We start from the raw sequence: 20,885 nt of genomic DNA, 5'->3' as shown, positions 1-20,885 counted from the left end.
CGGTATCCCCTTCGTTCGTCGAAAACGTCAATAGGTGGTTGAGGCTTCTGGGCGCAGATGCCGGCGGAAATCAGCGGCTGCGCGGGTCCAGCGCGTCCCTCAGACCGTCACCGAGCAGGTTGAACGCCAGCACGGTGACGAAGATCGCGAGGCCGGGGACGATCATGTACTGAGGGTCGACCTCGTAGTACTTGACCGCCTGGTTGAGCATGCCGCCCCAGGACGCCTGGGGTGGCTGGATGCCGACGCCCAGGAAGCTCAGCGCCGCCTCGAAGAGGATGTTGGAGGGGATCAGCAGCGTCGAGTAGACGATGATCGGTCCCACCAGGTTGGGCAGCAGTTCTCGGAAGAGGATGAACGGCCCGCGGGCGCCCATGCCGCGCGCGGCGTCCACGAATTCGCGTTCCCGCAGCGACAGTGTCTGCGCCCGCACGATCCGCCCCATGTACGGCCAGTTGAAGAAGCCGATCACAAAGATCAGGACAGAAATGTGCAGCGGCAGACCCTCCATGCCGAACGCGCCGCCCTGCAGCGAGGCGGAGATCGCGATGGCGAACAGCAGCAGCGGGAAGGCGAGGAAGACATCCATCATGCGGCTGATGAACGCGTCCACCCGGCCCCGGTAGAAACCGGCGACCACACCGAGGACGGTGCCGATGGCGACGGACAGCAGGGTCGCGCCGAAGGCCACGATCAGCGACACCCACGAGCCCTCGATGATGCGGGCGAGCAGGTCCCGGCCGAACTTGGGGTCCACGCCCAGGGGGTGATCGGCGCTCATGCCGCCGAAGTCGCCCTTGGGCAGCGTGGTGTTGGGGTCGATCAGGCTCTGGTTGGGGCTGTCCGGGTCCAGGCCGAGCAGGGCCTGGAGGGGACGCGAGAGCGCCGCGAGGATGACGAGCAGGATGACAACGATGGCGCCCGCTACCGCGACCTTGTCGCGGCGGAAGCGCAGCAGCGCGATCTGGCCGAGTGAGCGCCCTTGGATGCGCTTGCTCTCCACGCCTTGCAGCACCGCTTCCGGCTGCGCCTCAGCAGCCGCCCCGGTGGTCTCGATCGGTGCGGTCACGGTGCCTTTGACCCCTCTCGGCCGACGGTGGTCGGCCCATGCCCGCCGCGGTAGCGGCTTGGTTCACATCACTGGTGCAACAGCCGCAACGGGCGCGGCCGAGGCAAAGTCGAACGGACATCGCGGAAGTGCGCCCAGGGAAAGTCCAGGGATCACGCAATGCCGGTTGGGATGGTCGGTCGTACAAAGAGCCGAAGCTCTCTGTTGCGGGAGTCTTCATCCGATTCGCGATCACTCACCAGACCTGGCGGTGAATGGATGCGCAACTGTGATGTGGCCAGCGGGGTTCCGTTATACGGACGGCAATACCGGCTGAGCGGAGCGAATATGTGCGGCAGCGGCACTCAACTGCGGGGCGCATGGGGCCAATTCGCCCCAAGATCGACGCCGGTGGCGACGCCCGACGGCGGCCTCCGGTGCTGACGTGGGCGTCAGTACGGGCGCGGGTAGCCGTATCCGTACGCGGGCGCGGCGGCGGTCGGCTGACCCGGTGCCTGGCCGTAGCCGTCGCGGTCGAAGAAGGGGCGGGTGGACGCGCGCATCCACATGCCGACGGGGTCGAATTCGTCGTTCATCGCGACCGTCGACACGGGCAAACCATCCGGAACGGCACCGATCGACTGCTGAATCATCAGCCGCACCGAGTCCACCGCCTGCTGCCCGGTGTCGTACAGATCCAGGCCGATCGCCAGATACGGGGCACCCAGCGCGGGTTGCACCCAAGCCCGGCGCAACGACCGCACAGCGGGCGTCCGATGGGCATTCTGCGCGAGCAGGGCATAGAACTGCGGAATGTCGATGACCGGTTCGGAGATCCGCAGCGGCCCGGCGGGCAGCCGGTCGAGGCCGCCGGCGATCCGGCGCAGATCCAGCCACGGAATACCGACGCCGCCGCCGGGGGCATGCGGGTTCAGCCACAGACCCCAGCGGTCGGGGAAGAGCGCGGCGGCGATCTCGGGGCCGGTGACGAGCTCGTGGTCGCGGTTCCAGCCGGACGCGGCGAGCTCGGCGGCGGAGGTCACACAGGGCGCATAGCCCAGGCCCTCGACCTCCATGTTTCCGTACTGCGCATCGGGCATCCCGGCGCGGCCCTGCCACAGCAGCATCCAGACCTGGCCGGCGGCGAGCGCCTGCAGCAGCGCCTCATAGGCGTCGTAGCGGCCGGGCGAGACCTGCTGCAGCGCCTGTTCGACCTGACCGGCCGCCGCCGCTCCCTGATGCGCACCCGCGCTCACGTGGTCCGTCCCTTCTCATCGGCAGGGCACGTGTGGGTGCGCCCGCCCGTCATCCAACCAGCTTACGAGTGGTCCCGGGAGTAGAAGGGCCGCACGCGCTCCAGCATCCAGTCGGCGACGGGATCACCCTGGGCGATGTCGAGCATGACCAGCTGTACGGGCCAGGGCACCGGCACCGCGCCGAGCGCACGTCCGAGGGCATCCAGGGCCGCCTGGCGGGCGGTGCCGTCGTGCAGCGCGGAGAGGTCGGCCGCCATCTGAACACCGACGAACAGTGTGGGCGTGTCGCCCTCGACACTTGCCAGGGCACGCCGGGCAGTCAGGACAATTCCGGCACCGGAGAACTCCAGTCCGGCCGCGGCCAGGAAGTCCACCGGCTCCTCCTGCCAGTCCGGCTCGAAGAGCCGCACCCGGCCGCCGCTCGGCAGACCGCCGTCCGCCTCCGCACGCCCCGCCCGGCACAGTTCGGCCACCGCGAGCGGCGGCAGCGGGACGCCGATGGTGCCGTCCGGGTTGACCGCGATCCCCAGCTTCGGCGGCAGGCCGCGGGCGAACTCCCGGGCCGGGGCGACGGTGAAGGACATATGCGACCCGACGGCCTTCATGAACTCCTGCTCGGAGCTGAAGACCGGAACGTATGCCACGCCCTCGATCTCGACCGTGGGCAGATCCAGTCCGCGCCCGCCCGGCCCCGCGTACTCCGGTCCGCCGCCGTTGGGCAGCGGCACCCACACCCGGCTGCGCCCCAGGACCTCCACGATCCGGCCACCCGCGCCCGGGTGCCCGACCGCGGCCGAGAGCACTTCTTCCAACTCGTTCGCAGGCCAGGCCAGCTGCGGTATTCCCTGCTCCGGAAAGTTCCCCTGCTCCGGAAATGTCATCTGCATCCACCCGTTCCGAACCGCGCCATCTGGCCAACGACCCTAGACGAGAAACCGGGAGGCGGGACGTGCGGGGCAGGGGCCCGCCGGCTCAGTCGAAACCGACCGTCTCCAGCACGGTCGCCGCGCGCCGGTCCAGCAGCACCACCGAGCCGAACCCGCGCGGCAGCCGCCCCGACTCGGCCGCACCGACCAGCCGGCCCACCGCACCCCGGTGCCGCGCGAAGGCATAGCCCGAAACCCCGCGCCCCCGCGACCGCTGGCCGGACAGCGCCACCCGGGGCGGCACATCCAGCAGCACCAGATGCAGCCCACGGCCGTCGCGCCGGGCCGCCCGCGCGATCCACCGGCGCACCCAGGCGAGCGTCCCGCAGTCGTGCACCACCACGCTGGCACCGGAACGCAGCGCCCGGCGCAGCCCGAGGTAGTGCGCGGCCCGGACCAGCGGACGGTAGAGCCCGTACGGCAGCCGGCGCAGCCTGCCCCGCTCCCAGCGCTCGCGCACGTCCTGCGAATCGATGCGGTGCACCGCGGCGCCCCGCGCGTCCAGCGACGGCACGATGCGGTGCATCAGGGTGCTCTTGCCGCTGCCGGGCAGCCCGGAGACCACCACCAGATCGCCCGCCGGGAAGCGCATCTCCACCGGGGCGCGGCCGGCGCCCCGCAGGTCCACGACGCCGGCGCCGCGGCCGGGCCGTACGACATTCCTCGGCGCGCGCCGAGGACGGCGCGCCACGGCCGGCGGTCCCTGGGGAGCGACCCCTGACGTTGTCGCGAATGCGGCTTCGCTGTGCACCGTGATCGCCCCTCCCGGTCCGGTTCGGGTCCGTTCGGTCCCGTCCCCTCCCCGCAGAGTGTCAAGAAAAGGTAATGCCCTTCAAGGCGATTGCCGGATCTGCCCACGTCGTGACCGGGTGACGGCCACCCCTCCTCCATCCGGCGATCCCGTGCAATGATGTCGGCGCCACGTGCGCACCTCTGCTCACCTGTGCACAGCCAACTGCATACCGGCCGCTTGAATCCGCGCGGGAGAGTCCCCGGCCGCCACGGCGGGGCGCCGAAGGAGCAAGTCCTCCCTTGAATCTCTCAGGCCCCTATACCGCGCGGGCGAGGCAGATCTGAAAAGCGAGCCGCAGCGGTGCGGCTCCACCCAAGGTGCAAACCGGGTCCGTTCGCGGGATCCCGGTGAACCTCTCAGGTTCCGATGACAGATGGGGAGAACGTCTTGTCACCCATGCCTGGGAGCCCAGAACCATGACTGATGCCCCCCGCCGCACCGCGCTGGATGAAACCCATCGCGCGCTCGGCGCGACCATGACCGACTTCGCCGGCTGGGACATGCCGCTGCGTTACGGCAGCGAGCGCGACGAACACGTCGCCGTCCGCACCCGCGCCGGTCTCTTCGACCTCTCCCACATGGGCGAGATCACCGTCACCGGACCGCAGGCCGCCGACCTCCTCGACTACGCGCTGGTGGGCAACATCGGCGGAGTCAAGACCGGCCGTGCCCGCTACACCATGATCTGCGATGCGCAGGGCGGCATCCTCGACGACCTGATCGTCTACCGCCTGGCCGACCAGGAGTACATGGTCGTCGCCAACGCCTCCAACGCCCAGGTGGTGCTGGACGCGCTGATGCAGCGGCAGGCCGGTTTCGACGCCGCGGTCCGCGACGACCGGGACGCGTACGCCCTGCTCGCCGTCCAGGGACCGGAGTCCCCCGGCATCCTCAAGCGCCTGACCGACGCCGATCTGGACGGCCTCAAGTACTACGCGGGCCTGCCGGGCACCGTCGCCGGTGTCCCGGCACTGATCGCCCGTACCGGCTACACCGGCGAGGACGGCTTCGAGCTGTTCGTACGGCCCGCGGACGCGGTCGCCCTCTGGGAGGCGCTGACCGAGGCGGGCAAGGACGCCGGGCTGGTCCCGTGCGGGCTCTCCTGCCGCGACACGCTGCGTCTGGAGGCGGGCATGCCGCTGTACGGGCACGAGCTGACCACCGCGACCACGCCGTTCGACGCGGGCCTGGGCCGGGTCGTGAAATTCGAGAAGACCACCAACAACGGTGACTTCGTGGGCCGGGGCGCGCTGACGGCGGCCGCCGAGCGCGCCGAGGTCACCCCGCCGCGCAAGCTGGTCGGACTGATCGCCGAGGGGCGCCGGGTGCCGCGCGCCGGTTACCAGGTCGTCGCGGCCGACGGCACGGTCATCGGCGAGGTCACCTCCGGGGCACCCTCCCCCACCCTGGGCAAGCCGCTCGCCATCGCCTACGTGGACGCGGCCTACGCCACGCCGGGCACCGAGGGTGTGGCCGTGGACATCCGTGGAAGCCATGAGCCGTACGAGGTCGTCGCGCTGCCCTTCTACAAGCGCCAGAAGTAAGCGCCGGAAGCAAGCAGCGGAAGTCAGCGGCGGATGTCAGCGTCCGACGTTCTGACGTAACGGTTCACCACGGGAGCGGCACCCGCTGCCGTCTCACTGTGCAAGACGCGCCAGACCCCTTTCACGATCACACCTTCGCGTACAGGAGAATCGAGCCATGAGCAACCCCCAGCAGCTGCGCTACAGCAAGGAGCACGAGTGGCTGTCGGCCGCCGACAACGGCGTGTCGACGGTCGGTATCACCGAGCACGCCGCCAACGCGCTCGGCGATGTCGTCTACGTGGACCTGCCCGAGGTCGGCACGGCGATCACGGCGGGCGAGACCTGCGGTGAGCTGGAGTCCACCAAGTCGGTCAGCGATCTCTACGCGCCCGTCGACGGCGAGATCGTGGAGACCAACGAGGACGTCGTCGCCGACCCCTCGCTGGTGAACTCCGCCCCGTTCGAGGGCGGTTGGCTGTTCAAGGTGAAGATCAGCGGCGAGCCGGGCGACCTGCTCTCGGCCGACGAGTACGCCGCCTTCGTCCAGGGCTGAGGCCTCCCGGCCCTTCCCCGTCCCTGCCGCCGCCCGCGTGGAAGCTCTCCCGGACTCCGTCCGGGGGGACCCCCATCGAGCCCCCTGACTCCAGGAAAGACTCATGTCGCTTCTCAACAGCTCCCTCCATGAGCTCGACCCCGACGTCGCCGCCGCCGTCGACGCCGAGCTCCACCGCCAGCAGTCCACCCTCGAGATGATCGCGTCGGAGAACTTCGCTCCCGTCGCCGTCATGGAGGCCCAGGGCTCCGTCCTCACCAACAAGTACGCCGAGGGCTACCCCGGCCGCCGCTACTACGGCGGCTGCGAGCACGTCGATGTCGTCGAGCAGATCGCCATCGACCGCATCAAGGCGCTCTTCGGCGCCGAGGCCGCCAACGTCCAGCCGCACTCCGGTGCGCAGGCCAACGCCGCGGCGATGTTCGCGCTGATCAAGCCGGGCGACACCATCCTGGGTCTGAACCTCGCGCACGGCGGGCACCTGACCCACGGCATGAAGATCAACTTCTCCGGCAAGCTCTACAACGTGGTGCCCTACCACGTCGACGAGAAGACCAACCTGGTCGACATGGAAGAGGTCGAGCGCCTCGCCAAGGAGCACCGCCCGAAGCTGATCGTCGCCGGCTGGTCCGCGTACCCGCGCCAGCTGGACTTCGCCGAGTTCCGCCGCATCGCCGACGAGGTCGGCGCGTACCTGATGGTGGACATGGCGCACTTCGCCGGCCTGGTGGCCGCGGGCCTGCACCCCTCCCCGGTGCCGCACGCCCACGTCGTCACCACCACCACCCACAAGACGCTGGGCGGCCCCCGCGGCGGCGTCATCCTCTCCACCCAGGAACTCGCCAAGAAGATCAACTCGGCGGTCTTCCCGGGTCAGCAGGGTGGCCCGCTGGAGCACGTCATCGCGGCCAAGGCGGTCTCCTTCAAGGTCGCGGCGTCCGAGGAGTTCAAGGAGCGCCAGCAGCGCACCCTGGACGGCGCCCGCATCCTCGCCGAGCGCCTGATCCAGCCGGACGTCACCGAGGTCGGCGTCTCCGTCCTCTCCGGCGGCACCGACGTCCACCTGGTCCTGGTCGACCTGCGCAACAGCGACCTGGACGGTCAGCAGGCCGAGGACCGCCTCCACGAGGTCGGCATCACGGTCAACCGCAACGCCATCCCGAACGACCCCCGCCCCCCGATGGTCACCTCCGGCCTGCGCATCGGCACCCCCGCGCTGGCCACCCGCGGCTTCACGGCCGAGGACTTCCGCGAGGTCGCCGACATCATCGCCGAGGCGCTCAAGCCGTCGTACGACGTCGAGTCGCTGAAGGCCCGGGTCACGGCACTGGCGGAGAAGTACCCGCTGTACCCGTCCCTGTGACGCGATTCACCGCGCTCGGCACGGTGCCGCTCGACACGGTGCCACTCGGCACGGTGCCGCTCGCCGCGTAATGCACTGAGTCCGGTCACCGATCAGCCGCTGAGTCAATCAGTCGGTCACGGAGTCAGCGACTGACTGACTGACCGACTCGGTGACTGCGTCATTCAGTGCATCGCGCGGCGCCCGCCAACACCAAAGCCCGTCACTCTCCGCCAGAACTCCACAGGAACTGATTACACTCCGTAATCGTTGCTGGAGTAGGAAGGAGGCGACGGGCAAGGCACACCGTGCGGGCGAGAGACGAGGCACACAGCGCGCATCCGCCAGGGCGTGGCGACATATACGCCCTGCGCGATGCGCAGGACCGCCCTTGGCGATGCGCCAGTACCGGTCCCGGGACCGGGTCGGCGCGCCGCGGGATGCGGTGCCGCACGGCGGAGCACCGTGGAGTGCAGCACGGGATGCGCTCCACGGCGCAGGGCGCCAGCCGTGGGTCCGGGACCGGACACCGGTCCCGGACCCCCAGGCCCCGCCGCCCCGCCGGTCTGCCGGTCTGCTCGTGCCCGTCCCCCACCCCGCCCCCGCCCCCTCGCTGCAAGGCCGCGCCATCTGCCGTTATCCGTGATGACGGCCACCTGACGATTCGCGTCCGTAGGCCCATGCCGCCATCCGGGTTACGCTCAAAAGTCGGCGCAGAAACGTGCCTGCTGCCGTATGGGCTCCACCCCCGCCCCCACAGCTCCGCCGCTCCACCATCCATCACGAGCAGACAAGGGAGTCCGCCACCGTGGCCATCTCCGTCTTCGACCTCTTCTCCATCGGCATCGGCCCCTCCAGCTCCCACACCGTCGGCCCGATGCGCGCCGCCCGCATGTTCGTCGGCCGGCTCAAGAAGGACGGTCTGCTCGCCCAGACGACCTCCATACGCGCCGAGCTCTTCGGCTCCCTCGGTGCCACCGGCCACGGCCACGGCACGCCCAAGGCCGTACTGCTGGGCCTGGAGGGGCACTCCCCGCGCACGGTCGATGTGGAGACCGCCGACGACCAGGTGGAGCGCATCCGCAGCACCGGCCGCCTGCGCCTGCTCGGCGAGGAGATCGGTGCCGCCCACGAGATCGACTTCGACGAGAGCCGCGAGCTGATCCTGCACCGCCGCCGCTCCCTGCCGTACCACGCCAATGGCATGACCCTCTTCGCGTACGACGCCGGCGGCGCGCCGCTGCTGGAGAAGACGTACTACTCCGTCGGCGGCGGCTTCGTCGTGGACGAGGACGCGGTGGGCGAGGACCGCATCAAGCTCGACGACACCGTGCTCAAGCACCCCTTCCGCACCGGCGACGAGCTGCTGCGCCGCTCCCACGAGACCGGCCTGTCCATCGCCGCGCTGATGCTGGAGAACGAGAAGGCCTGGCGCACCGAGGAGGAGATCCGCGAGGGGCTGCTGGAGATCTGGCGCGTCATGCAGGGGTGCGTGGAGCGTGGCATGGCCCGCGAGGGGATCCTGCCGGGCGGGCTGAAGGTGCGGCGCCGCGCCGCCAACGCCGCCCGCGCCCTGCGTTCCGAGGGCGACCACGCGGCTCACGCCATGGAGTGGGTCACCCTCTATGCGATGGCCGTCAACGAGGAGAACGCCGCCGGTGGCCGGGTGGTGACCGCGCCCACCAACGGCGCGGCCGGGATCATCCCCGCCGTGCTGCACTACTACGTCAACTTCATCCCCGGCGCCAACGAGGAAGGCGTGGTCCGCTTCCTGCTCGCCGCCGGCGCCATCGGCATGCTCTTCAAGGAGAACGCCTCGATCTCCGGCGCCGAGGTCGGCTGCCAGGGCGAGGTCGGCTCCGCCTGCTCCATGGCCGCCGGCGGCCTCGCCGAGGTCCTCGGCGGCTCCACGGAACAGGTGGAGAACGCCGCCGAGATCGGCATGGAGCACAACCTGGGCCTGACCTGTGACCCCGTCGGCGGTCTCGTCCAGATCCCGTGCATCGAGCGCAACGGCATGGCCGCCGTCAAGGCCGTCACCGCCGCCCGGATGGCGCTGCGGGGCGACGGCCGCCACCACGTCTCCCTCGACAAGGTCATCAAGACCATGAAGGAGACCGGCGCCGACATGAGCGTCAAGTACAAGGAGACGGCGCGCGGCGGGCTCGCGGTGAACATCATCGAGTGCTGAGCCAGAGGTCAGCGCCGGGCCGCCGCGGCTCGGCGCTCTCGCTCGGGGCTGTCGTGCGGCCGCCTCTCAGCTCCCGTACGAGCTCGACGGCCATCACGTCGTAGCCGCAAGGCTACGGTGCACCACTGACACCGCGCGGTGCGCGCGTGGGCGCCGGCTATCTGCCGATCTCCCAGGCGAAGGGCGGGAGTTCGCGGGCCCGGGAGTAGATGTCCAGGGCGCAGGCCGCGGGGACGAAGGGGTGGACGCGGGCGCCTTCGAGGCCGGCGAGGAGGCGGGCGCAGTGGCAGACGCAGCCGGCGACCTCTGTGCCGTGGCGGTCGATGATGGTGGCGGCGTCGTGGGGCCCCTCGCACCGGGCCGGGTCCTTGGCGGCGGCCGCCGCGCAGCGGCCCTGAAGGGTGTGCGCGGGTGGGGCTGTCGGGGGGTTTGTGGCGTGCTCGAGTCGGTATTCCATTGGCGTCCCCCTGGTGGTGCGGTGATCGCTTTCGTGGGCTGCCTGCGGGCGCCCAGGACAGTGCTGCTCCGCACGGGGCGGGTCCATACCCGCTTGGGGAAGACCTGGTCCTATCGTCAGCTATTCATGACGCGCGGGAGCATCGTGCGCCGGGTGGGGGCCGGGGTGGCGGAAGGCGAAGGGTTCGGCGAGGAGGGCCAGGGCCAGGAGGGTGGCGGCCAGGAACCAGCCGGCGAGGACGTCGCCGGGCCAGTGGACGCCCAGGTAGACGCGGGTGGCGCCGACGGCGGCGGCCCAGAGGGCGAGCACCACGTACCAGGTGCGGGCGGTGGCGGGGCGGGCGCGGTGGGCGATGCCCCAGGCCAGGATCCCGGCGGCGAGTGCGGAGGTGGTGGCGTGGCCCGAGGGGAAGGCGTAGCCGGAGGCGTGTGCGGTCCAGTCGGCGGCGGGTGGGCGGGGGCGGGCGAGGAGTTCCATCAGGCCGTACCGGATCGCCTGGCCGACGGCCAGGACGGCCAGGGCGCAGGCCGCCGCGCGCAGCCGTCCGAGTGTGTCGCGTCCGGCCATCAGGCCGGCGAGTACCGCCATGAGGTACGGGAAGGGGCCGGTGCCGGTCGCCGTGAGGGCGCGGGCGAGGGAGCGCAGCGGTTCGCCGCCGTGGACCGTCGCCCAGTGGTGGGCGGCTTGTTCGGCTGCGAGGGGGGTTCCGTGGCGTACGGACTCGAGGACGGCCGTGGCGGTGAACAGTGCGGCGCACAGCGCGGCGAGGGCGAGCGGTCGGTGCGTCCGCTCGGGCGGAGCCGGGGGTCGGGGCGGGCCGGGGTGGTGCGGGCGCGGCCCTGTCGCCGTCACCGCGCGGTCACCAGGGAGCGCAGCCGGGTGGCGCGGACGCGGTCGACGGCGGGTGCCGCGCGGTGGGCCAGGGGGGTCAGTGCCCAGGCGGCGAGGGCACCGGTTATCAGGCCGGCGACGACATCGTGGGGGTAGTGGGCGCCCACCCAGACGCGGGAGGCCGCCATGAGGATCGCGGCCGGGACCGCGATCCGGCCGAGGCCGCTGCCGCACAGCACCAGGGCGATCGCGGCGGCCGCGGCGATGGCGGAGTGGTTGCTGGGGAAGGACCAGTCGCCGATACCGGGGCAGGCCTCGACGGTGACCGTGTGCAGTGTCTGGCAGGGCCGCTGTTCGTCGAAGAGGCTCTTGATGACGTCGTTGGCCAGGTAGGCGATGACCACCACGACCGGGGTGGCCAGCACCATCGCCATCCGGCGGGAGTCGGCGTGCCGGGCCCGCCACCAGGCGATGATCATCAGGAGCGCGAAGAGGCCCAGGCCGTAGTCGGTCCAGTAGGAGATGAGGGTGTTGAGAGCGTGTGGGGCGCGCTGTGCGAGTCCGGTGATCCAGGTGTACAGCCCGCCGTCCATCGAGGCTCCGCCGAAGGCGAGGGTGAGCATGGGTGGTTCTCCTTGGCGGCGGAGGGCGGATCCGGTGGGGGCGGGCGGGTTCGGATTCCGGGGGCGGGCGGGTTTACTGGAGCGGGCCCACTGTCCGGCCGGCCCGGCCGACTACAGTCGCGTAGACGGTATCGGTCTACGGAACTGTAGACGACGATGAGGTGAAGGGCGTTCCATGTCGCAGACACCACCCGCGCCACGGCGTCCCGCCGGTGAGCTGGAGGCCGGCGTGCTGGCGGCGCTCTGGGCGGCCGCGGGGCCGCTGAGCCCTGCCGAGGTGCAGAGCGCGCTGGGCGGGCGGCTCGCCCGGACGACCGTCACGACGATCCTCACCCGGCTGCACGACAAGGGGGCCGTCTCGCGTTCGCGGGCCGGGCGGGGTTACGCGTACTCGCCGATACAGGATTCCGCCGGACTGACCGCTCGCCGGATGCGCAGCGAGCTCGACAAGCAGGATGACCGGGGCACCGCGCTCGCCCGCTTCGTGTCGCAGCTGACGAGCGAGGACGAGCGGCTGCTGCGTTCGCTCCTCGACGAGGCGGACGGCGCCCGGGAGGACCAGCCGAGTGCCCGTGGGGACGCCGGTTCCGGAGCCGCCCCGTGATCGTCGCCGTATGGATTCCGCTGCTGATGCCGCTGTTGGCCGTGCCGGCCGCCCGGTGGCTGGCCGAGTCGCTGCCGCCGCGCGCCGCCGCCTGGCTGCTGGCCGGCTGCGCCGCGGCGCTGGCCGCGTGTGCGACCGCGGCGCTCGGCCTGCTGGTTGCCGCCGGGGCGCTGCGGCTGCCCGCGGTCGCCGCCCTCGATCATCTTTCGCTGCACCTGCTCGGCGACGATCCGGCCGTGACCGTCCCGCTGGCGTACGCCGCTGGTGCCCTGCTGACCGCCTGCGCGGTCGCGGTCGGCCGCCGGGCGCTCCGCCACCGCGCCGAGCTGCGCGCCGCCCGGCGCGCCGCCGACGCCCATGCCGCGGCCGGCGATCTGTGCGTCCTGCCGGATGCGGCACCCGACGCCTACGCTCTGCCGGGCCGCCCGGCCCGCGTCGTGGTGACCGCCGGGATGCTGCGGGCCCTGGCGCCGGCCGAGCGGGAAGCCCTCTTCGCCCACGAGCGGGCCCATCTCGCCGGCCGCCATCACCTCTTCCTGCTCACGGCCGCGCTGGCCTCTGCCTGTCATCCGCTGCTGCGGGGTCTGCGTGCGCCGCTGGCGTACGCGCTCGAGCGGTGGGCCGATGAATCGGCCGCGAGCCGGGTGGGCGATCGCCGGCTGACGGCCCGTGCCATCGGCCGCGCCGCCCTGGCGGGTCCCCGGCCGGCGTCCCCGCACCGTCCGAGTTCCGTTCTCGCCGCCACGGCGGGCCCGGTGCCCCGCCGCGTCGCAGCGCTGCTGTCCCCGGGCCGCGCCGCGGCCCGGCCCCGCGCGGTCGGCCGCCGGCTGATCGCCGGTGTGCTGCTGGGGTGTGTGGTGTTCTCGGCGGCGGCCGCGCTGGATGCCGCGGCCGATCTGCACGAGACGGTGGAGACGGCTCAGGGCGAGACGGGGCGGTGACGCGGCGGGGCGGTGACGCGAGTGGGGGGCTCAGGCGCCCGTCTCCGGGGCGCCGGCCGTCCGCCCTCTCCCCACCGTGAACCCCAGGATGGCGCCGCCGCCGGGCCGGCGGCTCGCGAAGGCATGCCCGCCATGGGCCGTGGCGATCTCCCGGACGATGGCGAGGCCCAGGCCGGATCCCGGGAGGCCGCGGGCCGCGGGCGCACGGTAGAAGCGGTCGAAGACGCGGGTGAGGTCGGATTCGGCGATGCCGGAGCCGCGGTCGAGGACCTCGATGCGGGTGCCGGTCACCTTGACCTCGATCGGTTCGGTGCCGCCCGCGTCGAACTTGGCGGCGTTCTCCAGGAGATTCGTCAGTGCGCGGTGCAGGGCGGCGGGGCGGCCCTCGACCTCGGCCGGGCGGGTGACCGAGACGGTGATCTCACGGCCCGTGCGGCGGCGGGCGGAGGCCGCTGCCTTCTCGGCGACGTCAGCGAGGCGCACCTCGGAGAGCGGGTCGTCGTCCCGCTGCCCGGCGGCCAGGCCGACCAGTTCGTTGACCAGATCGGTCAGTTCACGGGCCTCGCCCGCCAGGTCGGCGAGGAGTTCTTCGCGGGCGTCCAGCGGCAGGTCCTCGAACCGCTTCAGCAGCGAGATGTTGGTGCGCAGCGAGGTCAGCGGGGTGCGCAGCTCGTGGCCGGCGTCCTGGACGAGCCGCTGCTGGTCCTGGACCGAGTTCGCCAGCCGGCCGAGCATGTCGTCGAAGGCCCGCCCCAGCCGGGCGACCTCGTCGCGGCCCACTACCGGGACCGGGACATCCAGCCGCCCGTGCTCGGCGACGCTCTCGGCGACCGAGGTGAGCCGGATCAGCCGGCCGGTGATCCGGCGCGCCAGCCACCAGCCGACGGCTCCGGCCAGTGCGATGACGGCGGCCGCCAGGAGGGCGGTGCGCTGCTGGAGCGCGGCGAGCAGGTCTTCGGTCTCGCTGAACTTCTGGGCGACCTGCACCGCCCCGCGGCCGCCGCCCAGTGCGACGGTGGCGACGTGGTAGACGTCGTCGCCGACGTCCGCCTCCCGTTGTGTGTACCGGCCGGCGTGCTGGTCGGCGGCGATCCGGCGTTCCTGGGGGCCGGCCGGCAGGGGCGGACGTCCCAGGTCGACGATCCGGCCGCCGGCGCCCAGGACCTGGACGTTGGTGCGGGTGGGGCGGGTGAGGTCGTCGCGCGGCCCGTCGTGGTCGGGGTCGGCGGTGACGTAGTCGGCGGGCCCGAAGGGCTTCTCCTGCACCTGGGTCCGCAGGTCCCCTACGACCTCGGAGAACACCGACTTCTCGTCCACCCGCACCAGCCGGGCCGCCGCGTCGTAGCTGAGGAATCCGACGAGGACGGTCACCGCCGCGGCCCCGGCGGCGAAGGTGATGGCGAAGGCGGTGCGCAGGCTGGCGGGTTTACGGGTGAGCAGCCAGGCGCGGAGGCGGTCGGCCAGGCGGCGGGCGCGGCGGATCAGCGGTCCGCGGCGGGGGCCGGGGCGGCCTGCGGGCCCGGACACCTCAGTCCTCCCTGAGGACGTAGCCGACGCCCCGTACGGTGTGGATCAGCGGCCGGCTGCCGGGCACGTCGACCTTGCGCCGCAGGTATCCCACGTAGACGGCGAGGTTTTTCGAGCCGGGGCCGAAGTCGTAGCCCCAGATCCGGTCGTAGATCGTCGAATGGTCCAGGACGATTCCGGCATTGCGGGCGAGCAGCTCGAGCAGTTCGAACTCGGTGCGGGTGAGCTCCAGCTCGCGCTCCCCGCGCCAGGCCCGGCGTGAGGGGCCGTCGATGCGGAGGTCGGCCGCCTCGACGATGCCGCTGTCCGCCGCCCGGCTGTCGTCGTAGGGCTCGTCGCCGCCCTGGGTGCCGTCCGTCCGGCTGCCGTCGGCCACCGGGGCCGTCCGGCGCAGCAGCGCCCGCAGCCGGGCGAAGACCTCTTCGACCTCGAAGGGCTTGACGACATAGTCGTCGGCGCCGGCGTCCAGGCCGGCGATCCGGTCGGCGGTCTCGACCCGGGCGGTGAGCATCAGGATCGGGGTGCGGTCCTGTTCGGCGCGCAGCACCTGGCACACCTGGAGGCCGTCGATTCCCGGCATCATCACGTCCAGCAGGATCACATCCGGCCGTTCGCGGTGTGCGGCGGCGAGCGCCTGGATCCCGTCGGCGACGGCGGTGACCCGGTATCCCTCCAGGGTCAGGGCACGCTCCAGCGCGGTGCGGATGGGGCGGTCGTCCTCGGCGAGCAGTACCAGATGGGTCACGCGGCAAGTCTGCCAAGGCCGCGGGGGTGCGGCGGCGGGCGGGCGGCCGGGCGGGGGCTTTCTTACCGGCCTCTCACCCGGTGCTCTTACCGGTCTCTCACCGGAGCCACGTCGGGGGCTTACCCCTTACCGGGACCGTTGCCCGGTGCCGGACCGGCCGGCCACGGCGAAGGGCCCCGCCCACAGGGCCCCGGGAAGACACCGGATGAAGATCACCCTCCTGCTGCACAACGCGTATGCCATCGGCGGCACCATCCGCACCACCTTCAACCTGGCGGCGGCCCTCGCCGGACGGCACGACGTCGAGATCGTCTCGATGCTGCGGCACCGCGAGGTGCCGCGGTTCGACGTGGACCCCCGGGTGCGGCTGGTGCCCCTGGTGGACACCAGGGTGGGCAGCGACGACATGGCGGATCCGCTCTTCGGTGAGCCCGCCCGGGACTTCCCCGCCGCCGAGAAGCGGCATCACCAGTACAGCCGGCTGGTCGATGTCCGGGTGGCGGATTTCCTGCGCACGACGGACGCGGACGTGCTGATCGGCACCCGCCCCGGCATCAATGTCTACCTCGCCCGTTTCGGCCCGCGCCGGGCGCTGCGGATCGCCCAGGAGCATCTGCGCCACGATGCGCACGGCAAGCGGCTGCGGGGCGAACTCGCCCGCCACTACCGGACGCTGGACGCCCTGGTCACCACCACCGAGGCCGATGCCGCGGTCTACCGCGAGCGGATGCCGCTGCCCGGTGTGCGGGTGCTGGCCGTGCCCAACATCGTGCCGGCGCCGGCCACGCCGCCCTCCGACGGGGCTTCGACGGTGATCGCCGCGGCCGGCCGGCTGGTCCGCGGCAAGCGCTTCGACCTGCTGATAGAGGCGTTCTCCGCGGTCGCCGCCAAGCACCCTGAGTGGCGGCTGCGGATCCACGGCGGCGGCACCGAGCGGGCGCAGCTCCAGAAGCTGATCGACGGGCTCGGGCTCGCCGGGCGGGCGGAGCTGACCGGGCCGCGCTCGCCGATCGAGGCGGAGTTCGCCAAGGCGTCGATCGTCGCGTCGGCGTCGGATGCCGAGTCGTTCGGCATGACGCTGGTCGAGGCGATGCGCTGCGGCGTGCCGGTGGTCAGCACCGACTGCCCGCTCGGTCCGGCCGAGATCATCGACAGCGGCAGGAACGGGCTGCTGGTGCCGCGCGGCGACGGGCGGGCGCTGGCGGGCGGGCTGCTGGAGCTGATCGAGGATCCGGGGCGCCGCCAGGCGATGGCCGACGCCGCGCTGGACAGCGCCCGCCGTTACGACCCTGAGCCGATCGCCGAGCGCTATCACCTCCTCTTCCAGGAGCTGCGGGCCACGCGGGGCAGCCGGGCCGCGCACCGTGCGCTCGGCCGGGGCCGGGGACGTCTGCGGGGTCTGCTGCGGCGGATCCGGCGGATGGGCGGCGCGGCGGGCTGAGCCGCAGGCGAGGCGGGCGGGGCCGGTCCGGTCGGCGGGACCGGCCCCGCCTCACACCGTCCCCCGTCCCCCGTCCTCCGTCCCCCGTCCTCCCGCTCTTTTGTCCAACACCTCGGTACGGCACGGAACTTCACGGCCGCAATCTGGCGTCTGAGGACGTGAACATGCTGAACTGCTGGAACCTCTTTGATGCTTCGAGTGTGATGCTTCGAGCGGGGTCCGCATCTCAGGTCAGACCGGCAGGAGGCCGCGCATGCTGCATGGTGTCGATGTCAGTTCGTACAACACCTCGTATTCCACCGCGGGGTTGGACTTCGTGTTCGTCAAGGCCACCGAGGGCCGCTCGTACATCAACCCGCACCAGTCCGCGCAGGCCGCGACGGCCCGTAAGGCGGGCTGTGTGGTCGGCTTCTATCACTTCCTGTGGCCGGGGAACATCGCGGCGCAGGCGAAATACTTCGTCGAGAAGTGCGCCTCGGTGCAGGGCGACATCCTGGCCGCCGACTGGGAGAGCACCGGCGAGGGGACGTATGCGAGCAACGCGCAGAAGGACCAGTTTCTGCTGGAGGTCAAGAAGCTGCGGCCCACGCACCGCGTGATGCTCTACTGCAACCGCGATTTCTGGCTCAACCACGACACCACGTCCTATGCCGCGGACGGGCTGTGGATCGCCGACTACGTCTCCGCCGGGCATCCGCGGATCAAGGCGAAGTGGCGTATCCACCAGTACACCGACCGGCCGCTGGACAAGGACGTCGCGGACTTCGAGAGCAAGGCCGCGCTCAAGAAGTGGGCGCACCCGGCATAAGGTTTCCTCTGTTGGCATCATTCGTTCGTACGACCGAACAGCGACAAGAGGAGCAGCCGTGACAGACCCGGCGGCCGAGGCCCTGCAGCAGGAGATCGCCCGGGATCTCGAGGTGAGCGCGTCCTTCGACGCCGAGCGGGAGATCGAGCGCCGGGTGGCGTTCCTCACGGAGCGGCTGACGTCCACCGGGCTGCGTTCCCTGGTCCTGGGGATCAGCGGCGGGGTCGACTCCACGACCGCGGGCCGGCTGTGCCAGCTCGCGGTGGAGCGGGCCCGCGCCGCCGGGCACGACGCCACGTTCTTCGCGATGCGGCTGCCGTACGGCGTCCAGGCGGACGAGAAGGACGCCCGGCTGGCGCTGGAGTTCATCCGTGCCGACCGGGAGCTGACCGTCGACATCCGGCCGGCGAGCGATGCGGCGCTGGCGGCGGCGGTGGAGGGCGGCGTCGTCTTCCGTGACGCGCATCACCAAGACTTCGTCCAGGGCAACATCAAGGCCCGGCAGCGCATGATCGCGCAGTACGCGGTTGCCGGTGCCCATGACGGCCTGGTCGTGGGCACCGACCACGCGGCCGAGGCCGTCTCCGGCTTCTTCACGAAGTTCGGTGACGGCGCGGCCGATGTCGTACCGCTCACGGGGCTGACCAAGCGGCGGGTGCGCGCCGTGGCGGAGGTCCTCGACGCCCCGGCCGAGCTGGTCTGGAAGGTCCCGACGGCCGACCTGGAGACGCTGGATCCGGGCAAGCCCGACGAGGACGCGCTCGGTGTGAGCTACGACCAGATCGACGACTTCCTGGAAGGCAAGCCGGTCATCGGGACCGCCGTCCAGGCCATCGTGCGCCGCTACCGCCTGACCGGCCACAAGCGGGCGCTGCCGATCGCGCCCTGAGGTCCGGCCCGCGCCCCCACCTGTCATCGTCCGTCCAGGCCCCTGTCACCGCACCGGTGCTAAATCGTGGGCCCGAGCGGGCATGCATGCGGCCATGGGAAGCCGTGAAGTGCGATCGGAAGATCAACTGTCAGTGGGGGCGCCTACGCTCCGAGGCATGGGTTACGCAGACCTGCGCGAACTCCAGACCGCGCTGACCACCGCCTCCGACATTGCCTCCGCCCTCCAGCACGCCCCGACCCGGCGCGACGCCGACCAGCTCGTCGATGTCCTGCGCCGGGCGCTGACCGTCGCCGGCTCGCTGGGCGCCGAGACCGGCCCGACCGGCTGCGCCGAACATCCCCACGGCGCGGTCGACCCCCTGTACGGCGACCCGGAGGATCCGCTTCCGCCGGGTTACGGGAAGTGCCTGCTGTGCAACGACCGCCGGCGCCGGGCGGACGCCCACCATCCGCATCCGCATCTGCGCCCCCGCCGCCCCCACCTGCACTTGCACGGGCGGCGACGGCAGAGCGCGTGACGGGCAGGCGCATGGCCTGCGCGTGACGGGCAGGCCGCGGGGCGGGGGCGGGTGACGGGCAGGCCGCGGAGCGGCCCGCCCCGCGGCCTGCTCGCTACTCGCCCCCGTCCCGCGCCTTCTTCTGCGGCCGCAGCGCGATCCGTCCCAGCACCCCGGCCACGACCAGCGCGGCCAGGGCGATCAGGACGGCGTCCGGTACGGCGTTCCCGATGCGCGTCGCCCCTTCCTCGAGCCCGAATTCGGCGTCCGCATCCAGGATTCCGGGCAGCGCGCTGGTGCCGTTGAAGAGCAGGAAGAGCACGCCGATGCCGATGAAGAAGGCGCCGGACAGCAGCGACGTGGTGTGCAGCCGCAGTCTGCCGAGGGTGAAAGCGCGGCCGCGCAGCCAGCCCCGGCTGCCGAGCCGGAAGCGGTCCCACAACAGCGCCAGCACGAACAGCGGCAGCGCCATGCCGAGCGCGTAGACGGCGAGCATCGCGGCGCCGTACACCGGATTTCCGCTGACCGCCGTCACCGTCAGCACCGCGCCGAGGATCGGGCCCGCGCAGAAGCCCGCGAGGCCGTAGACGCAGCCGAGGAGGAAGGTGGAGACGGCCGAGCGCGGGGTGATCCGGGCCGCGGCGGCCTGGGCGCGCTTCGAGGCGAAGCCCAGGCCCAGGATCTGGGCGATGCCCATCGCGATGACGACCCAGCCGCCGATGGCGATCAGCAGATCGCGGTGGCCGTTGAACAGCCGGCTGGCCGCCGTACTGGCCGCGCCGAGCGGGACCAGTGTGGTGGCGAGCCCGAGATAGAACACGCCGGTGCGGGCGAGCAGCCGCCCGGGGTTGGCGAGTGAGTACGCGAAGAAGGCCGGCAGCAGCAGCGCGCTGCAGGGGCTGAGGAGGGCGAGCGCGCCGCCCAGGAACGCCGCGAGGTAGCCGATGTCGGTCACTTCCCGGCCGCCTGCCGCTTCGCCGCCTGCGCCGCGGCGTCCTTGACGGCCTGTGCGAAGACTTCGGTGGGCTGGGCGCCGGAGACCGGGCGTCCGTTGATCAGGAAGGACGGTGTGGACTGCACGCCGAGCCGGTAGCCCTCGTCCTGGTCCCGCTTGAGAGCGCGGTCGGCGGCCGCGCTCTTCATGTCGCTGCGGAACTTCCCGATGTCCGGCACGCCGCTCGCCCGCGCCAGGCCGGCGAGCTTGTCCTCGGCCAGCGCGTCGCCCTTGCGGGTCGTGGCGTACAGCTCGTCGTGCAGCTGCCAGAACCTGCCCTGCCGCCCGGCGGCCCAGGAGGCGCGGGCGGCCCGCTCGGAGGGGGCGCCGAAGACGGGGAAGTTGCGGAATTCGATGCGCAGGGTGCCCGCGTCGACGTACTTCTTGATCAGCTCGGGCTGGGTCTCGCGGGTGAAACGGCCGCAGAACGAGCACTGGTAGTCGGCGTATTCGACGAGGACCACCGGGGCGTCCTTCTTGCCGACGGCGAGCGGGTCGCCGTCCTCGCGCCGGTTGGTCTGGCGGGCGAGGCCGTCGAACATCTTCTGCTGTGCGGGGTCCTCCTGGGACCCGACGGAGGCGGCGGCCTCCGGTTGGCCGGTGCGGCCGGTTTCGCGGCCGCCCTCGACGGCCTTGCCGACGGCGATACCGATCGCGATCACGGCCACGACGAGGGCGATGACCGCGCCGACGGCGGCCAGTTTGCGGGTGGGAGAGGCGGATGAAACGGAAGGGGGCATGCGGAAGCTCCAGACGTACGGAGAGAGGAATTCAGGCCTTGTGCGCGTCGGGCGCAGGCCTAGGGCCTGTCGTTTGGATCAGGTCGGATCAGGGAGCGGGGTCTGGTGCGTGCAGCTGCAAGGCGGAGGATTGAGGCAACGCGGAGCATTG

Annotated in this window: 21 protein-coding genes and 2 riboswitches; of the genes, 10 read left to right on the top strand and 11 right to left on the bottom strand. The window is 71.9% G+C overall.

Annotation, left to right across the window (positions count from 1 at the left end; translation table 11 throughout):
* Positions 1-70: 70 nt before the first annotated feature.
* From ACZ4S3_RS24595 to ACZ4S3_RS24580, 4 genes are all read right to left on the bottom strand, one after another.
* Positions 71-1,069, bottom strand: a complete 999-nt coding sequence (locus ACZ4S3_RS24595; protein WP_467937641.1) for an ABC transporter permease — start codon at positions 1,067-1,069, stop codon at positions 71-73.
* A gap of 431 nt (positions 1,070-1,500) precedes the next feature.
* A complete protein-coding gene (locus ACZ4S3_RS24590; protein WP_467937639.1) occupies positions 1,501-2,304 on the bottom strand; it encodes an enhanced serine sensitivity protein SseB C-terminal domain-containing protein in 804 nt (267 codons plus the stop codon).
* A gap of 62 nt (positions 2,305-2,366) precedes the next feature.
* A complete protein-coding gene (locus ACZ4S3_RS24585) occupies positions 2,367-3,185 on the bottom strand; it encodes an enhanced serine sensitivity protein SseB (protein ID WP_467938051.1) in 819 nt (272 codons plus the stop codon).
* A 91-nt stretch (positions 3,186-3,276) separates the two neighbouring features.
* A complete protein-coding gene (locus tag ACZ4S3_RS24580; protein ID WP_467937637.1) occupies positions 3,277-3,921 on the bottom strand; it encodes an AAA family ATPase in 645 nt (214 codons plus the stop codon).
* A gap of 280 nt (positions 3,922-4,201) precedes the next feature.
* Positions 4,202-4,297: riboswitch (glycine riboswitch) on the top strand.
* Positions 4,298-4,406: riboswitch (glycine riboswitch) on the top strand.
* Between the two features lie 33 nt (positions 4,407-4,439).
* On the opposite strand from ACZ4S3_RS24580, the gene gcvT reads away from it, so the two are divergent.
* The 4 genes from gcvT (at position 4,440) to ACZ4S3_RS24560 (ending at position 9,635) form a co-directional block, all read left to right on the top strand.
* Entirely contained in the window at positions 4,440-5,567 is a 1,128-nt protein-coding gene (gene gcvT, locus ACZ4S3_RS24575) for a glycine cleavage system aminomethyltransferase GcvT (RefSeq protein WP_467937635.1), read from the top strand.
* Between the two features lie 157 nt (positions 5,568-5,724).
* Positions 5,725-6,102 carry a glycine cleavage system protein GcvH gene (gcvH, locus tag ACZ4S3_RS24570; protein WP_467937633.1) on the top strand — a complete coding sequence of 126 codons (378 nt, stop codon included), beginning with the start codon at positions 5,725-5,727 and terminating at the stop codon, positions 6,100-6,102.
* A 103-nt stretch (positions 6,103-6,205) separates the two neighbouring features.
* The gene (gene glyA / locus ACZ4S3_RS24565; RefSeq protein ID WP_467937631.1) at positions 6,206-7,465 is read left to right on the top strand and encodes a serine hydroxymethyltransferase; all 1,260 of its coding nucleotides are present in this window, start codon (positions 6,206-6,208) and stop codon (positions 7,463-7,465) included.
* A gap of 787 nt (positions 7,466-8,252) precedes the next feature.
* Positions 8,253-9,635 carry an L-serine ammonia-lyase gene (locus ACZ4S3_RS24560; RefSeq protein WP_467937629.1) on the top strand — a complete coding sequence of 461 codons (1,383 nt, stop codon included), beginning with the start codon at positions 8,253-8,255 and terminating at the stop codon, positions 9,633-9,635.
* A gap of 157 nt (positions 9,636-9,792) precedes the next feature.
* On the opposite strand, the gene ACZ4S3_RS24555 is transcribed toward ACZ4S3_RS24560, so the two are convergent.
* The 3 genes from ACZ4S3_RS24555 to ACZ4S3_RS24545 all read right to left on the bottom strand — a co-directional run bounded on the left by ACZ4S3_RS24555 (position 9,793) and on the right by ACZ4S3_RS24545 (position 11,546).
* On the bottom strand, positions 9,793-10,092 hold the full coding sequence (locus ACZ4S3_RS24555; RefSeq protein WP_467937627.1) for a hypothetical protein: 300 nt from the start codon (positions 10,090-10,092) through the stop codon (positions 9,793-9,795).
* 120 nt (positions 10,093-10,212) lie between these two features.
* Entirely contained in the window at positions 10,213-10,944 is a 732-nt protein-coding gene (locus ACZ4S3_RS24550; RefSeq protein WP_467937625.1) for a phosphatase PAP2 family protein, read from the bottom strand.
* Positions 10,941-11,546 carry a phosphatase PAP2 family protein gene (locus ACZ4S3_RS24545; RefSeq protein WP_467937623.1) on the bottom strand — a complete coding sequence of 202 codons (606 nt, stop codon included), beginning with the start codon at positions 11,544-11,546 and terminating at the stop codon, positions 10,941-10,943. The genes ACZ4S3_RS24550 and ACZ4S3_RS24545 overlap by 4 nt, the downstream gene beginning before the upstream one ends.
* Before the next feature lie 175 nt (positions 11,547-11,721).
* On the opposite strand from ACZ4S3_RS24545, the gene ACZ4S3_RS24540 reads away from it, so the two are divergent.
* Together ACZ4S3_RS24540 and ACZ4S3_RS24535 are read left to right on the top strand one after the other, a co-directional pair.
* Entirely contained in the window at positions 11,722-12,150 is a 429-nt protein-coding gene (locus tag ACZ4S3_RS24540) for a BlaI/MecI/CopY family transcriptional regulator (protein ID WP_467937622.1), read from the top strand.
* Entirely contained in the window at positions 12,147-13,091 is a 945-nt protein-coding gene (locus ACZ4S3_RS24535) for a M56 family metallopeptidase (RefSeq protein WP_467937620.1), read from the top strand. Before ACZ4S3_RS24540 ends, ACZ4S3_RS24535 begins: the two co-directional genes overlap by 4 nt.
* A gap of 30 nt (positions 13,092-13,121) precedes the next feature.
* On the opposite strand, the gene ACZ4S3_RS24530 is transcribed toward ACZ4S3_RS24535, so the two are convergent.
* Both ACZ4S3_RS24530 and ACZ4S3_RS24525 read right to left on the bottom strand, forming a co-directional pair.
* Entirely contained in the window at positions 13,122-14,618 is a 1,497-nt protein-coding gene (locus tag ACZ4S3_RS24530; protein WP_467937618.1) for a HAMP domain-containing sensor histidine kinase, read from the bottom strand.
* Position 14,619: 1 nt separating this feature from the next.
* Positions 14,620-15,363 (bottom strand): response regulator transcription factor, encoded by a 744-nt coding sequence (locus tag ACZ4S3_RS24525; protein WP_467937616.1) that lies wholly within the window; start codon positions 15,361-15,363, stop codon positions 14,620-14,622.
* Positions 15,364-15,568: 205 nt separating this feature from the next.
* On the opposite strand from ACZ4S3_RS24525, the gene ACZ4S3_RS24520 reads away from it, so the two are divergent.
* The 4 genes from ACZ4S3_RS24520 to ACZ4S3_RS24505 all read left to right on the top strand — a co-directional run bounded on the left by ACZ4S3_RS24520 (position 15,569) and on the right by ACZ4S3_RS24505 (position 19,021).
* Entirely contained in the window at positions 15,569-16,804 is a 1,236-nt protein-coding gene (locus ACZ4S3_RS24520; RefSeq protein WP_467937615.1) for a glycosyltransferase family 4 protein, read from the top strand.
* 253 nt (positions 16,805-17,057) lie between these two features.
* Positions 17,058-17,612, top strand: a complete 555-nt coding sequence (locus tag ACZ4S3_RS24515; RefSeq protein ID WP_467937613.1) for a GH25 family lysozyme — start codon at positions 17,058-17,060, stop codon at positions 17,610-17,612.
* Positions 17,613-17,670: 58 nt separating this feature from the next.
* Complete coding sequence (gene nadE, locus ACZ4S3_RS24510; RefSeq protein WP_467937611.1) at positions 17,671-18,501, top strand: ammonia-dependent NAD(+) synthetase; 831 nt, start codon at positions 17,671-17,673, stop codon at positions 18,499-18,501.
* A 157-nt stretch (positions 18,502-18,658) separates the two neighbouring features.
* Positions 18,659-19,021: a hypothetical protein gene (locus tag ACZ4S3_RS24505; RefSeq protein WP_467937610.1), complete on the top strand. Its 363-nt coding sequence runs from the start codon at positions 18,659-18,661 to the stop codon at positions 19,019-19,021.
* A gap of 94 nt (positions 19,022-19,115) precedes the next feature.
* On the opposite strand, the gene ACZ4S3_RS24500 is transcribed toward ACZ4S3_RS24505, so the two are convergent.
* Positions 19,116-19,955, bottom strand: coding sequence for a cytochrome c biogenesis CcdA family protein (locus tag ACZ4S3_RS24500; protein ID WP_467937608.1), 840 nt, complete (start codon positions 19,953-19,955; stop codon positions 19,116-19,118).
* A complete protein-coding gene (locus ACZ4S3_RS24495) occupies positions 19,952-20,734 on the bottom strand; it encodes a thioredoxin domain-containing protein (RefSeq protein ID WP_467937606.1) in 783 nt (260 codons plus the stop codon). The genes ACZ4S3_RS24500 and ACZ4S3_RS24495 overlap by 4 nt, the downstream gene beginning before the upstream one ends.
* Positions 20,735-20,885 lie beyond the last annotated feature (151 nt).

The sequence above is a fragment of the Streptomyces sp. NPDC028368 genome (assembly GCF_055565615.1).
The sequence above is the reverse complement of the archived record's forward strand: the minus strand, read 5'-3'. Positions and strand labels throughout refer to the sequence as shown.